We start from the raw sequence: 13,629 nt of genomic DNA on the forward strand, positions 1-13,629 counted from the left end.
AAATAATGATTGCAGTCGGGGTCGATATCGGTACTACGCAAACGAAAGCAGTTGCATTCAATGAACAAGCAGAAGAAGTAGCTACAGCCTACTTTCATTACCCGCTGATCCAAGAAATCCAAGGCATGGCTGAACAAGATCAGGAATTGATCGTCCATGCAGTGTATACGGTCATCAATGAAGTGATCCAACAATTGCCAGCACAGACAATCCAATTCATTTCATTTTCAACAGCCATGCACAGCTTGATTTTATTAGATAAAAATAAAAAACCTTTAACTCGTATGTTTACTTGGGCAGACACTCGTGCCGTCAATGAAGCAGAAAAATTAAAAGCAACTGAAAAAGGTCGAGTGATCTATGAACGGACGGGTACGCCGATCCATCCAATGACACCATTGATCAAAATCAATTGGTTGAAAAACGAGTTTCCTGATTTATTTGAGCAAGCGGTTTATTTTGTAGGGATCAAAGACTATCTTTTTTATGAGCTGTTTGCTGAATTAGTCAGTGATTATAGTACTGCTTCTGGCACAGGGTACTTCGATATCCACCGCTTCCAATGGTCAGAGCCTATTCTTGAAGAGTTAGGGATACAAGAAGAGCAATTACCGAGAGTAGCACCTGCGACTACCCAGTTTACGAAATTAACAGAACAGGCCCGTTCGAGGTTTCATTTTGATCAAGAAATCCCTTTTATTTTAGGTGGAGCCGATGGGCCATTATCTAATTTAGGCTTAGGTGCATTTGGTGAGACGACGGCAGCGCTGACTGTCGGTACCAGTGGCGCATTACGATTTATTTCGAATCGCCCAAAGCTCCATCCAACAATGGAAACCTTCTGTTATGTTTTGGATCAAACACACTGGGTCATCGGAGGAGCAAGCAGTAATGGCGCAGGGATCTTTGATTGGGCGGTCCATACATTGATGCAAGATGTCGTTCAACGAGCTAAGGAACAAGGAGAAGATCCGTATCAAGCAGTCCTTTCGGAAATCGCTTTTGTCCCGCCTGGAGCCAATGGGCTGATTTTTCAACCGTATTTATTGGGTGAACGAGCACCTTTGTGGGATGCGGAGGCATTTGGAAGTTTTATTGGTCTACAACGATGGCATACGGAAAAAGACATGATGCGAGCGGTCCTGGAAGGGGTTTGTTTTAATCTCAAACGAATTTTGCGAGGTATCTGTCCACCCGATCAAGTGATTGAGTTACGTGCAACTGGTGGCTTTGCTCAATCAGTGTTATTTCGGCAGATCATGGCAGATGTATTGGGACAACCCATCCGTTTTCCAAAAGTTAAAGAAGCCTCAGCGTTAGGGGCAGTCATATTAGGTTGGCAGAGCCAAGGAAGGATCGAAACATTAGGTGAAGCTTCCGCATATATTGAATTAGCACAACAAGTGGCTGTTCAGAAAAAAGCCAGCCGCATGTACAACAAAATATATCCTTTGTTTGTTTCGACACAACAAGAATTAAGCCGCTATTCTCAGTTATTTGCGGAACTACGAGAGGATCTATCAATAGAAATGATAGATGAAGAAGGCGAATCGTAAATGATGACATTAGTTATATTTTCTATTTAGTTGGCAGATTTTTTGCTATTTAAAAAAAGCATTACTCTGGAGATGAAAATCGTTCTCATCTAAAGGATTTTAGTGTACTTTTCCCTCAAAGTTTACTATGATTTTAATATAGGCAAATGCGAGGAGGCAGAATTACATGAAATTTCAACAAACAAAAGAAGTATTGAATCAATTAGTAGCAGATTTAAGCCAAATGTCGGTGATCGTCCACCAAACACATTGGTATATGAGAGGTCCTGGATTCTTGACATTGCATCCAATGATGGACAGCTTCATGGACGACTTGAATGAACAATTAGATGAAATCTCAGAACGTTTGATCACATTAGATGGTTCACCTTATTCAACGTTACGTGAATTTGCAGACAACACAAAAATCCCTGATGAAATTGGTCGTTGGGATCGCACGATGGAAGAACGTTTAGAAACATTAGTTGCAGGTTACCGCTATTTAGCAGATCTTTTCCAAAAAGGAATCGAAGCTGCTGGTGAAGAAGGCGACGATCCAACACAAGATATCTTCATTGATTTTAAAGCAGCAACAGAAAAACGTATCTGGATGATACAAGCACATCTAGGTAAAGCACCAGGAATTGACGCATAAACAAGCGAATCACAACTATAAGAGACACCCTGTTGACACACATCCTTTGAGACGTGTTTCGACAGGGTGTTATTTTTTCTATTAATTACAGCAGAAATTTATTTTCTGAGAATGGGAAAAAGACGTTCTTTAAAAATCAATACTTTTTATTAAGCGCTTACTTTTCTTGCGATATACTCACGATGTAAATAAAAAAGAAAAGGAGCAAAAACATGAAAGTGAAGAAGAAATGGTTCTCGTTGTTGATGGTTGTAATGTTGTTGTCGTCGGTTTTCCAACCGACACTCTTAGCCTTTGCGAGTGATCGATCCTTCAAAGAAGCAACCTCACGTCCGGCTGTTGAGATTGATTTAAGTGGCACATCGCCAGCAAAAGAGGAGAAATCGTGGAGCGAATGGGCAACACTCCGAGGCTTCACCGACACCCTGACTGCCGAACATAACGTGCTTGATAATTTAGTCTTAGCGGACTATTTGGATCTGATGGAAGGACCAAGTACGTTACCCCTCAGTACTCGGTTTTCTCGTTCAAAAATTGCACCGATCATCCAAGCCGTCGCTTTTGCGGAATTTACTCGACCTTACTTAAAAGAATCTAGCCAAGAAACAGCAGTCAGCCAATTGTACCGTTTGACTTCGACAAGTATCCTAAGGCAGTCGATGAGCTTACTCGATGATGCGATTGATTCCCCAGAAAACCCGATTGACATTTACCCGACAACAAAAATCGAGCTGGCTAGTTGGATTACAGTCCAAAATCAGTTTCTTGAATACATACAAACAACACCAGACTTGACCGGTTACGAGATGCGAACTGGCACAGACGGTGTGAGCGGATTGTTCGTTCCTAAAGAAACGAACAATCAAAGTCTATTAGTTTATCCAGATACTTCACTGAATGAATACTTACCGGGCAATGAAAAATTACCTCCGCGGATCGGTGCACTCAAACAAATCAATTTTACCCCATATAAAGGTCCAGGAGCATCGTATGTCAATGTGACCATGAGCTATACCGCCTATGATCATCGCCAAGAACTATACACACAATATGATATTCGGGGCATCACGATTCCTTTAGAAACGGATTTCGACACATTTTTAGCAGAAATTTCCACACCTGAAAAAGCTCTGGAAGTGGTCAAAGAATACTCGTCCGTCCAATTTGGGGCAGTAGCACCAACAGATGTTGACTCCGTCAATGAAACCGGAAAAGAAATCACGCGTCAGATGATCGATGAACGGAATGCGCTGATTGATCAATTACCTGATACGTTTCAGACCAATCTATTCAGAATCGTAGCGAAGGCCAACGAGAAAGAAGTCGTCATCGATCGAGAAGGAGAGTTTGTGTATCGGGGAACACAAGAAGTCGTTCCCTTAGATCAAATCGACATCGGGTTCAATCAAGAAGTCATCTATACGATACGCAAAGTGCAAAGCTTTTTCGGTGTCTATTGCAACTACTATGCGTTAGCCGATGGCTTGTTTGATGAAGAACGCACGAATTCTTTGCCAAAGAGTTTAGATGACACCACTATTGCAGCGATTTCTGAAGTCGGTGGTAGTGTATTGAAGCACTTACCAAATTACGAAAATACCGACTGGGTCATCAAGCAGTCCCAATTGAAGCTCGAACCAGTGGATATCTTGCTCATCGCCATGTGCTTACCATGGTCTGAAATGATTTCTGTCTTACAAGCAGTTGAATCCGAAGAAGTTATCCTAGCAGCAATTGAAGTCGAAGAAGCCGAAGCCGCTCGCGTATTGGAAGCGGAAAAGGCTCTGATTACCAAGGGCTGTCCAAATGAAGCCTTGGTGGAAAAATTACCAACTACTGAATTTTATAACCGCAAGTCGTTGCGACATGTAGCAGGAGAGGTGAGACCGGGGAAAGATGGAAAATTGACTATATCAGGTGCTCATTCGCGACATCCTGATTTTTATAATCCGGAAAGTGGGGTAGTTTATAAACCGACAGGAACGGTGGTGGAAGGAAAACCTTTTAAATCCGATGTGAGTTATGGGAAAGATTTCAAGAGAGCAGGATCTACCGTTTTTCCAGATAACTGGGATGCAGAAAAATTACTAGTGAGGTTGAAAGGATTGTAGAGAAAAATGTCACAAATGTTCCAGGTCCACAAGATTATATTGAAAAGGAAAGCAGTGGTAATTTTGAAATAAAAATACATGTGAATGTAAAAGCAAATGGAAAGGTAAACGTTGTGACAGCGTATCCAATTATAAATTAGAGTTAAGAGATTAGAAAATATTTATAATTTACAACAAAATAATAAAGACTAATAACTCTAAAAAAATTGAGTTATTAGTCTTTTTCAGATAATTTAGAACTGTTCACACTTAAATAATTTTTTTGTGTATTTATGGTACCTACTATATAAAATATTAAGGCTATTATAGAAAGCTTAATCTAGAGGGTTTTTAGCAAATTTTTAAACGAAAATAAAAAAATATTTTGTGAAATAATTAAATTAAGTCTATAGATAAAGTATTATTTTTTTACAAGAGTCTTTCTGTCATTTTTTTGTAATTGACTGAGCATTAAGTACACCCTTTTGAATATTCAGGAGTGGATTTGTCGTAGTCCGCGTTCTTTGGAATCAAGGGCTTCAGATTGGAATTTTTCAGTGGAATAATGATCACGCCAGTAATATAGATTATCTAACTGATATTGATGAATAATAGCTAAAATAGGGTTATTCAATCGCTCTCTTAAATCAAGATAATCAATATTCAACATCCATTTACTGTAAAAATCTCCATGTATACCAAAGCTTATGTTATAGGGAGAACAACCAAATAGAGGAATATCTTCATAGCAAATCTCATATTCTTCCTCCGATAGACCACGTCTATCGTCGTCTAGGTCGTCTTCCTCTGGATCATAAGGACACTCAGCAAGAAAATATCCATCACTTGGACCAAAATCAATAAATGAATCATCATGGGTCACAGTTAGTCGAGAATCTAATTGATTTAACTGAGTTTCTAGAAATTCCGTATTCTTTTCTACAGCGGCCAAAGGTCGATGCTTAGGGTCAGTGAAGGTGATTAGTCGACTACTTTTTCTACCTTCACCGATCATCTGTGAAGTTCTTTGATAATGAGATGCGATTGTTTGTTGGAATTGTTCTTCTGGAAATAAATCCTTCCAGTAAGATAAGTTTTTTGCTTGATAAGTGTGAATAACAGTTAATATCAAATCGTCAATTGCTTGTAGCGTTTTTCGATCCGAATGATTTACTTTTCCGTAATGTTCATCAATTTGTTCGCCATAAGGTGTAAAACAATAGAGCGTATAAAATTGATATTTCAATCGATACTCCGAATACACAAAATGTTCCATCGGATGATTTGGCACACGAGGATCCCAGTAAATCGACGAAAGTTGTGGAAAGACCTCTGGACCATAATCAATAAAGTTATCATTATGTATCAAAGTCAAATCTGGATCGATTGCATGAAATTTTTGTGTAAGTTCTTCTGTCATTTTTTTGATCTCTGCTTGTGGTCGACGGTTGGGATCGACAAAGGGGAAGAAATGCATAATAGTTTTTCCTTTCTGTATGAAAAAGTTTTTTAAACTAAAGTATGACATGTTTATTCTTGAAAGACTGAACTTTTTTTACATATTTTTGAAAAATGTAAACTAAAAAAGAACATCTTGAGACAACGTGTGGAAACATTGTCTCAAGATGTTCTTTTAGTTCTTGTCTATTTTCAACTGATGTAGTGCTTGTTCAATTTGTCTTTCTACTTGGTCAAAACCTGTACCACCTAATGAATTGCGACGTTTTACGGCAGTTTCCGGAAGTAAGGTGTCGTAAATATCGGCTTTGATCAGCGGGCTGATTGCTTGGAATTCTGTTAGTGGGATGTCTTGTAATGAACAACCTTGTTGTGTACATTGTAAGACGAGTTTGCCGACAATTTCATGTGCCTGACGGAAAGGTAAACCTTTTGCTGCTAAATAATCAGCTAATTCAGTCGCATTAGAGAAGTCTTTTTGTGTGGCCGCATACATTCGGGCTTTGTTCACTTCCATGGTTTTGACCATGCCTTCCATGATCGAGAGACTAGCTAAAATCGTTTCGCTCGTATCGAACATGCCTTCTTTATCCTCTTGGAAATCTTTGTTATAGGCTAAGGGCAAGCCCTTCATCAACGTGAGTAAACCAAATAAATTGCCATACACACGACCTGTTTTTCCACGAATCAATTCTGCCATATCTGGGTTTTTCTTTTGGGGCATGATCGAACTGCCTGTTGAAAAAGTATCTGAAAGTTCAACATATTGACATTCATAACTACACCAAAAAATGATTTCTTCGCAAAAACGAGACAAGTGCATCATCAATAATGAAGCATTACTTAAAAACTCTAGAATAAAATCACGATCACTGACGGCATCAAGACTGTTTGCATAGACAGCAGAAAAGCCTAATTCAGACGCGGTGAATGAACGATCGATAGGGAATGTCGTACCTGCTAATGCCGCACTGCCTAATGGGGAAATATCGATTCGTTTCAGGCTTTCTGTGAAGCGTTCATGGTCACGAGTAAACATCTGATAGTACGCTAAGAGATGATGGCCAAAGGAAATCGGTTGGGCGTGTTGCAGATGAGTATATCCTGGCATGATCGTAGCCGTATGCTCCGCTGCTTTTTCCACGAACGTTTGGCGCAACGAATGAAGTTTGTCGATCAGTTCAAGTACCGTTTCTTTTAGATACAAGTGCATGTCTGTTGCGACTTGGTCATTACGGCTACGAGCAGTATGTAGTTTCCCGGCAACAGGTCCGATTTCCTCATGCAGGCATTTTTCAATATTCAAGTGGATGTCTTCATTTTCCACCGAAAAATGCAAAGTGCCATTCGTTAAGCGTGTTTGCAGTTTTTCCAAACCAGTGATGATCTGTTGCGCTTCTTCCTCGGACAAAATCCCAGTATGGACCAACATTTTCACATGGGCGAGACTACCTAAAATATCTTGTTCAGCTAATTTTTGATCAAAGGAGATCGAGGCGCCGAATGCATCGATCCATTGTTCACTTTTTCCTTGAAACCGTCCACCCCAAAGTTTATCCATGTGATTCCTCCTATGTTTTGAATGAAAGAAAAGAAGGTAAAAGGTCCTGTTTGAGTTCGCACCCAGCTTTTACCTTACTTTTCTTTTGATTGCTTTACTCGCTACTCTGATCCTACGGCTGTTTGTTGCTTCGTTTGAACTTCCGCATAGACTTTCGATGGCAGACCCCAAAGCTTGATAAAACCGACAGCAGCTTGTTGATCGAAGGTATCCGCTGAAGTATACGTTGCTAGTTCTTCGTTATATAGACTATTGGCTGATTTACGTCCTTCAACGATGACGTTTCCTTTGAATAGTTTGACACGGACAGTACCATTGACCGCAGTCTGTGTTGCTTTCAAGAAAGAAATCAACGCATCGGTCAATGGATTGAACCAGAGACCATCATAAATCATTTGGCTCAACTGTTGCTCGATCATTGGTTTGAAATGTGCTAATTCACGAACGAAGGTCAAATCTTCCAGTTCTTTATGTGCTTGCATCAAAGTGATCGCTCCAGGGCATTCATACACTTCCCGCGATTTGATCCCTACCAGACGATTCTCCACATGATCGATCCGTCCGATCCCATGCTTGCCGGCTAATTGATTCAAAGACAAGATCAATTCAGACAAAGGTAAACTTTCTTGATTCAAAGCAACTGGTACGCCTTGTTCAAAAGTGAGTTCAATAATATCCGGCTGATCTGGTGTATACTCCAAGGCTGTCGTAATATCATAAGCACCTGCTGGCGGAGTTGCCCAAGGGTCCTCTAACACACCACACTCACAAGCACGTCCCCACAAGTTTTGGTCGATAGAATATGGATTCTCCAAATCTGCTGGGATCGGCACATCATTTTCTTTCGCATAGGCGATTTCTTCTTCTCGAGACCATTGCCATTGACGAACCGGTGCAATGATTTTCATTTCAGGTGCCAAGGCATTGATTGCTACTTCAAAACGAACTTGGTCATTGCCTTTTCCTGTACAGCCATGAGCAATCGTCGTTGCACCAGTTTTTCGAGCTAATTCCACTAATTTTTTTGCGATCAAGGGGCGAGAAAGCGCAGAAACCAGTGGGTAAGACTGCTCGTAAAACGTATGACCTTGTAGCGCGATCAATGCAAATTCTTGAGCAAATTCCTCTTTGGCATCGATGGCATAAGACGCAATTGCGCCAACTTGAAGTGCTTTTTCTTTAATAAAAGCTGTATCTTTGCCTTCACCGATATCTAGGCAACAAGCAATCACCTCATAATCTTTTGCCAACCATTTGATTGCAACAGAGGTATCTAATCCACCTGAGTAAGCCAATATAATTTTTTCTTTCATAAAATCGCCCCTTTATTTTTAAGTGTTTTCAAAATAGATGTTTCAAATGATAACACCATAAAAATAAAAAAGCAATCAATAAATTAAATAAATATACATAAATAAAGATAAAATAAAAATAATATTCAATAAATATAGAAATAAACAGTTTTTTATACAAACGGGTATATCTTTTTAAAAGACATCAAACCAGTGAGGAATCTAAAATGAAAGGAAAATTAAATTTTTCAGAAGCACAGAAAAACGTTGACATTATCGGTATTTGCAGGTAATATGTTAAATGGTATTGTTTGCCCCACAAAGAGCCCCGGAAACTCGAAGTGTATGTCAAACATCAGAACTTAAATTGGAGGAAAATAACGTGCGTACAACATATATGGCCAAACCAGGCGAAGTAGAACGTAAATGGTATGTAGTAGACGCAACTGATGTTCCATTGGGACGTCTTTCAACAGTTGTTGCATCTGTACTACGTGGAAAAAATAAACCAACTTTCACCCCTCATTTGGATACTGGCGATTTCGTCATTGTTATCAATGCAGATAAAGTGAAATTAACAGGTAAAAAAGCGACTGATAAAATTTATTACCGTCACAGCAACTACCCAGGAGGATTGAAATCAATCTCAGCTGGTGAATTGCGTGCTAAAAATTCTCGTCGTTTGATCGAAACTTCTGTAAAAGGCATGCTACCTAAAAATACTTTAGGCCGCAAACAATTTACAAAATTGAATGTATACGGTGGAGCAGAACATCCACATGCAGCACAACAACCAGAAGTTTTAGACATCACAAACTTAATCTAATAGGAGGGAATTTCATTGGCACAAGTTCAATATATCGGCACAGGCCGTCGTAAAAATGCAGTTGCTCGCGTACGCTTAGTACCAGGAACTGGTAAAATTACTATCAACAAAAAAGATGTTGAAGAATATATTCCACATGCTGACTTGCGTGAAGTTATCAATCAACCTTTCGGCGTTACTGAAACAAAAGGCGCATATGACGTATTTGTTAACGTAAACGGTGGAGGATACGCTGGACAATCAGGAGCTATCCGTCACGGAATCGCTCGTGCATTGCTAGAAGTTGATCCTGACTTCCGTTTAGCTCTTAAACGCGCTGGGTTACTTACACGTGACGCACGTATGGTTGAACGTAAAAAACCAGGTCTTAAGAAAGCTCGTAAAGCTTCACAGTTCTCAAAACGTTAATATTGCTGGAGTCGTTGCGAATATATTCGCTTACGAATACAGTATGGGACGGAGATTTCGCAGGAAATCGAGTACCGATCAATTGTATCGTTTCAAGACACTTTCCAAATTTGGGGAGTGTCTTTTTTTTGGCTCTTCGACAAGTAGTGTTGGTGAGTTCAAATTGAAGTGATTTTATCGAGAATCAATCGAAACAGAAAGAAGCGACTGCAAAAAAGATCTAGTCAATTTAAAGAAACTAAGATATATTTAGCCGATTACTCCGCCATTAGTTGTTTTTATCCGCCAAATGATATAAAATGGCGGAGAAAAGAGGTGGATGGCGGTGAAAGAATTTGATTATCGTGAGTTGCATAAGCTTACTCTCAGTCATGACTTGTTGAATATGCTGACCAAGATTCATGAATATAAAGGAAAACAAGAACTCTATATTGCAACAAAACCAGAGATTTTAAGTAAGCTGACGGACTTAGCATTGATTCAAAGTACAGAGGCTTCCAATAGAATTGAAGGGATCGCGACAACTGACGGTCGCTTAAAGCAAATTGTGGCGGAAAAAATTAAGCCTCGTAATCGAGATGAAGAAGAAATTGCCGGTTATCGAGATGTTTTGAAACTAATTCATGATAGTTATGAGCATATCCGAGTAGTGCCGAATGATATTTTGACGTTACACAAGAATCTTTATAATTACTCAGCTAAAAGTTATAAAGGAAAGTTCAAAAGTGGCGATAATGTTATTACGGAAAAAGATCAGGATGGTAACGAACGTGTTCGATTCGTACCGGCACCAGCTTATCTGACACCAGATTTAATTGAAGAGCTATGTTACCAATACAATCAAGCTATTCAGAAGGCTGAGATAGACCCGTTACTATTGATCCCTTGCTTTGTTTTAGACTTTCTCTCGATTCATCCATTTAGTGATGGAAATGGGCGGATGTCGCGCTTATTGACATTGTTGTTGCTGTATAAGTCAGGGTATTTAGTTGGCAAGTACATCAGTATTGAGATGCTGATTGAGGAATCAAAACAAACTTACTATGAATCGTTACAGGCAAGTTCTGTTGGTTGGTTGGAAAATGAACAAGATTATACGCCGTTTGTTCGCTATCTTGTTGGCATCATTTTGCGAGCATATGAAAATTTCTCGGAACGCTTTGAGATCATTATCAATCGTGAGCTAACACCAGTAGAGCGGGTAATAGAAGAACTGGAAAAGTCTTTTGAACCTTTGAGAAGAACTGACCTAGAGAACTTATTGCCGGATATTAGCCAGCGGACGATTGAACGGGCTCTAGCTGAGCTACAAACAGAGAATAAGATTCAAAAAATCGGAAGAGGTCGTTCGACTAAGTATCAACTATCAAATGATGTTAAATAGTAAAATATGAATTACTACCTATTACTGGAAGAAGAACAAAAATCCACCGTACTTCTTCCACCACTCCCCAGAGCATACTCAGCTTGCTAGGTATGCTCTGGTTTTTTATTCTTTAAATCATTCAAAAAGAGAGCGATTCTCAAAGTTTGAAACATAGTCTAAAAAATAAATATCTCTATTATCTAAGTGCTCTTGTTCGATTCCTTGGCGTATTCTAAAGTCGATAGCTAATAAATTGCAATTTGTTTCCATAATCCCGAGTGACTCTTCGAAGATAATATAAATTGTTTCTTTCTTTAATCCAGGGAGTGTGATTGGATTTTTTGCATATGACTGATAATAGATGTTGTTTTTTGAATTGTCTGCTACATAAAATAGGCGAAATTCGATCTTTTTTTCTTTTCGAGCATAGATCGAGTGAAGAACATTGATTTTTAACATTTCAAGATGTTCTTTATAAATAATGGAAATAGGGGTCTCTTTTACATCAACTAGTTCTTTCAATGTAGCTAAAGGTTCATTTCTCGTTTTCACACAATGTATTTTTTCTTTATATTTTTCAAAAAGAAAATCCGAATCTAGCAATATTCTGTTCCTCCTGAAATGTCATCAATTTATTACTACAGTACCGTTATTTATCAATGCGGATCTCCAGCCAAAAGAAAGATAATAAGCTTGTAATGTCGAAGCATAAACATTTGCACGGGACTCGCTTGTAGGAATACTCATCGTACTAACATAACAGGTTCCAGTAGCTGCAGCAGTTGTTCCTTGATAAAAATTATTTACATTTAAGTAAGTATATAGATTTAGCAAGCTCAAATTCGTTACTCTAATATTGCTGGCACGCCATATATTAATTGGGTCTGTACCGACCAAGCAATGTATAATTGACAGGTGGTTCCGCTCATTCTAATTATATATCCTGAAACAACGGTGATGCCTTTAGATAAGCTATTGTTATCCAGTTTAGCATTTTTTTCTTTATTTAAGTTTATTGTAGCCTGTTCTAAAGTATATTTGAAGGTAAATCTCTTCTATTTATTATTGTTGTATCAATATTTATTTCATTAGCAGGAGCCATTTGATCACTATAGACAATACTCTGAGTAACCATAATAATAGATAACACACTGAAAAGAAAAATAGAAATTTAAAAAAACTTTTTTGGTTAAAAACTTTTTTCATTAATTCACTAACTTATCCTCACTTTTTTAGCAAGCGCTTGCAATTGCAGTTTATGGAAAACGAATTAGATTATAATGTAACAACAATATATTTATTGTTGATATAACAAACAATATCTTTAATAAATTTAATTAAGTGAAAAATTATAGTAAAAACAAAGGTTCAAGACTATTGAAATTGGAGATCTTCCACCTAAAATAAAGGGATAATTTATTTTTTTTGTCATTGAGCAGTATTTATCTGAATATCTATTGAAGTGGTGGATTACAAGTATAGAGAAAATAATGGGATCATAAAAAAATAGTGTTAGAGCGATTACTTCAGCACATAAAGAGACTGGGACAATCGTCCTTTCGCACCTCCTGAAACCAAAAAAACGGTGGGAACAGAAGTAGCCTCTTTTTTTATATCTATTTATTAGGATACATAAGACGTGAGTGGATGATCGAATGTAAGCATCTACATTCTATGATCAAAGAATGAAATTTTTCAGATAGTTATCTTCATAGTTATCAAAATTTAATTATTTTGTTCTTTTTTTTTATACTATTTATTATTTATTTTAATTAATTACAAGTTTTATTTTAATAAATATGAAATGGACAATACCAATTATTCTATTAATAAAAGGATTTGTAAATTATTTAATACATAAGAAATAAATATTAGACAACTTGTTTATACAAATTTAATAGTTATTTTATATTTTTTTTAAAATTTTTTATAAGAGTGACTCGATAAAATAGTGTATATTTTTCCAAGGCTTTTACAGAGGTGACTTTTTGTTTAATTTTTTTTCAGGAACTAACAGAAAATTAAGATGATGAAGAAACCGCAGAAAGGTATGATGAACCAGTACTAAGGAGGAGGAAGCAGGGAAAGATGTTTAAGTCAAAGCAAAAATGGATGACTTGTTTGGTTTTGCTTTTGCTGTTATTAAGCAGTAATGCAACTGTCGGTAGGGCAGATACTCAATCTTATGGAAGTTATGGAGAGACCGGATTTTATGGTAAATATGAATATATGACTCCCCCTAGCTCCGGACATTTAACAGAGGATGAGAAAAATGTTCTTTTGATAGCTCCAGACGAACAAATGAAAATACCAGCTGCCGGTGATAGCTCCAATGTTCTAATGTACGTTCTAACTGTTATTACTATGTTGGCTAGCTTGATTTTATACCGAAAATTGAGCCTAAATAAAAAAATCGCCTAAGCGAAAAAAGGAAGGAA

Annotated in this window: 11 protein-coding genes; 7 read left to right on the forward strand and 4 right to left on the reverse strand. The window is 37.9% G+C overall.

Annotated features, from left to right (window positions below):
* The first annotated feature begins 2 nt into the window (after nucleotides 1-2).
* The 3 genes from I2F89_RS12270 (at nucleotide 3) to I2F89_RS12280 (ending at nucleotide 4,301) form a co-directional block, all read left to right on the forward strand.
* Nucleotides 3-1,556, forward strand: coding sequence for a gluconokinase (locus I2F89_RS12270; protein WP_195514419.1), 1,554 nt, complete (start codon nucleotides 3-5; stop codon nucleotides 1,554-1,556).
* Between the two features lie 166 nt (nucleotides 1,557-1,722).
* Nucleotides 1,723-2,190 carry a Dps family protein gene (locus I2F89_RS12275; protein WP_019722518.1) on the forward strand — a complete coding sequence of 156 codons (468 nt, stop codon included), beginning with the start codon at nucleotides 1,723-1,725 and terminating at the stop codon, nucleotides 2,188-2,190.
* Nucleotides 2,191-2,402: 212 nt separating this feature from the next.
* On the forward strand, nucleotides 2,403-4,301 hold the full coding sequence (locus tag I2F89_RS12280) for an EndoU domain-containing protein (protein WP_229078126.1): 1,899 nt from the start codon (nucleotides 2,403-2,405) through the stop codon (nucleotides 4,299-4,301).
* A 472-nt stretch (nucleotides 4,302-4,773) separates the two neighbouring features.
* On the opposite strand, the gene I2F89_RS12285 is transcribed toward I2F89_RS12280, so the two are convergent.
* From I2F89_RS12285 to I2F89_RS12295, 3 genes are all read right to left on the reverse strand, one after another.
* Nucleotides 4,774-5,757, reverse strand: a complete 984-nt coding sequence (locus I2F89_RS12285; RefSeq protein WP_195514415.1) for a hypothetical protein — start codon at nucleotides 5,755-5,757, stop codon at nucleotides 4,774-4,776.
* A 156-nt stretch (nucleotides 5,758-5,913) separates the two neighbouring features.
* Nucleotides 5,914-7,299: an argininosuccinate lyase gene (gene argH / locus I2F89_RS12290; RefSeq protein WP_074800982.1), complete on the reverse strand. Its 1,386-nt coding sequence runs from the start codon at nucleotides 7,297-7,299 to the stop codon at nucleotides 5,914-5,916.
* 101 nt (nucleotides 7,300-7,400) lie between these two features.
* A complete protein-coding gene (locus I2F89_RS12295) occupies nucleotides 7,401-8,612 on the reverse strand; it encodes an argininosuccinate synthase (protein ID WP_071867567.1) in 1,212 nt (403 codons plus the stop codon).
* A 376-nt stretch (nucleotides 8,613-8,988) separates the two neighbouring features.
* On the opposite strand from I2F89_RS12295, the gene rplM reads away from it, so the two are divergent.
* From rplM to I2F89_RS12310, 3 genes are all read left to right on the forward strand, one after another.
* The gene (rplM, locus tag I2F89_RS12300; RefSeq protein WP_153830627.1) at nucleotides 8,989-9,417 is read left to right on the forward strand and encodes a 50S ribosomal protein L13; all 429 of its coding nucleotides are present in this window, start codon (nucleotides 8,989-8,991) and stop codon (nucleotides 9,415-9,417) included.
* A gap of 15 nt (nucleotides 9,418-9,432) precedes the next feature.
* Nucleotides 9,433-9,825: a 30S ribosomal protein S9 gene (gene rpsI / locus I2F89_RS12305; RefSeq protein WP_010733940.1), complete on the forward strand. Its 393-nt coding sequence runs from the start codon at nucleotides 9,433-9,435 to the stop codon at nucleotides 9,823-9,825.
* A gap of 319 nt (nucleotides 9,826-10,144) precedes the next feature.
* Nucleotides 10,145-11,209, forward strand: a complete 1,065-nt coding sequence (locus I2F89_RS12310) for a Fic family protein (RefSeq protein WP_181880078.1) — start codon at nucleotides 10,145-10,147, stop codon at nucleotides 11,207-11,209.
* Between the two features lie 117 nt (nucleotides 11,210-11,326).
* On the opposite strand, the gene I2F89_RS12315 is transcribed toward I2F89_RS12310, so the two are convergent.
* On the reverse strand, nucleotides 11,327-11,794 hold the full coding sequence (locus I2F89_RS12315) for a hypothetical protein (protein WP_115358404.1): 468 nt from the start codon (nucleotides 11,792-11,794) through the stop codon (nucleotides 11,327-11,329).
* Between the two features lie 1,485 nt (nucleotides 11,795-13,279).
* Between I2F89_RS12315 and I2F89_RS12320 the strand changes: the two genes are divergently transcribed.
* On the forward strand, nucleotides 13,280-13,612 hold the full coding sequence (locus I2F89_RS12320; protein ID WP_071867939.1) for a hypothetical protein: 333 nt from the start codon (nucleotides 13,280-13,282) through the stop codon (nucleotides 13,610-13,612).
* Nucleotides 13,613-13,629: the final 17 nt, after the last annotated feature.

The sequence above is a fragment of the Enterococcus sp. 1001283B150225_161107_E12 genome (assembly GCF_015556925.1).
GTDB lineage: Bacteria > Bacillota > Bacilli > Lactobacillales > Enterococcaceae > Enterococcus_B > Enterococcus_B mundtii.

Bases quoted from the DNA above. Each gene is read 5' to 3' on its own strand.
- I2F89_RS12275 (WP_019722518.1), top strand. From the start codon at position 1,723: ATGAAATTTCAACAAACAAAAGAAGTATTGAATCAATTAGTAGCAGAT.
- I2F89_RS12280 (WP_229078126.1), top strand. From the start codon at position 2,403: ATGAAAGTGAAGAAGAAATGGTTCTCGTTGTTGATGGTTGTAATGTTG.
- I2F89_RS12285 (WP_195514415.1), bottom strand. From the start codon at position 5,757: ATGCATTTCTTCCCCTTTGTCGATCCCAACCGTCGACCACAAGCAGAG.
- argH (WP_074800982.1), bottom strand. From the start codon at position 7,299: ATGGATAAACTTTGGGGTGGACGGTTTCAAGGAAAAAGTGAACAATGG.
- I2F89_RS12295 (WP_071867567.1), bottom strand. From the start codon at position 8,612: ATGAAAGAAAAAATTATATTGGCTTACTCAGGTGGATTAGATACCTCT.
- rplM (WP_153830627.1), top strand. From the start codon at position 8,989: ATGGCCAAACCAGGCGAAGTAGAACGTAAATGGTATGTAGTAGACGCA.
- I2F89_RS12310 (WP_181880078.1), top strand. From the start codon at position 10,145: ATGGCGGTGAAAGAATTTGATTATCGTGAGTTGCATAAGCTTACTCTC.
- I2F89_RS12320 (WP_071867939.1), top strand. From the start codon at position 13,280: ATGTTTAAGTCAAAGCAAAAATGGATGACTTGTTTGGTTTTGCTTTTG.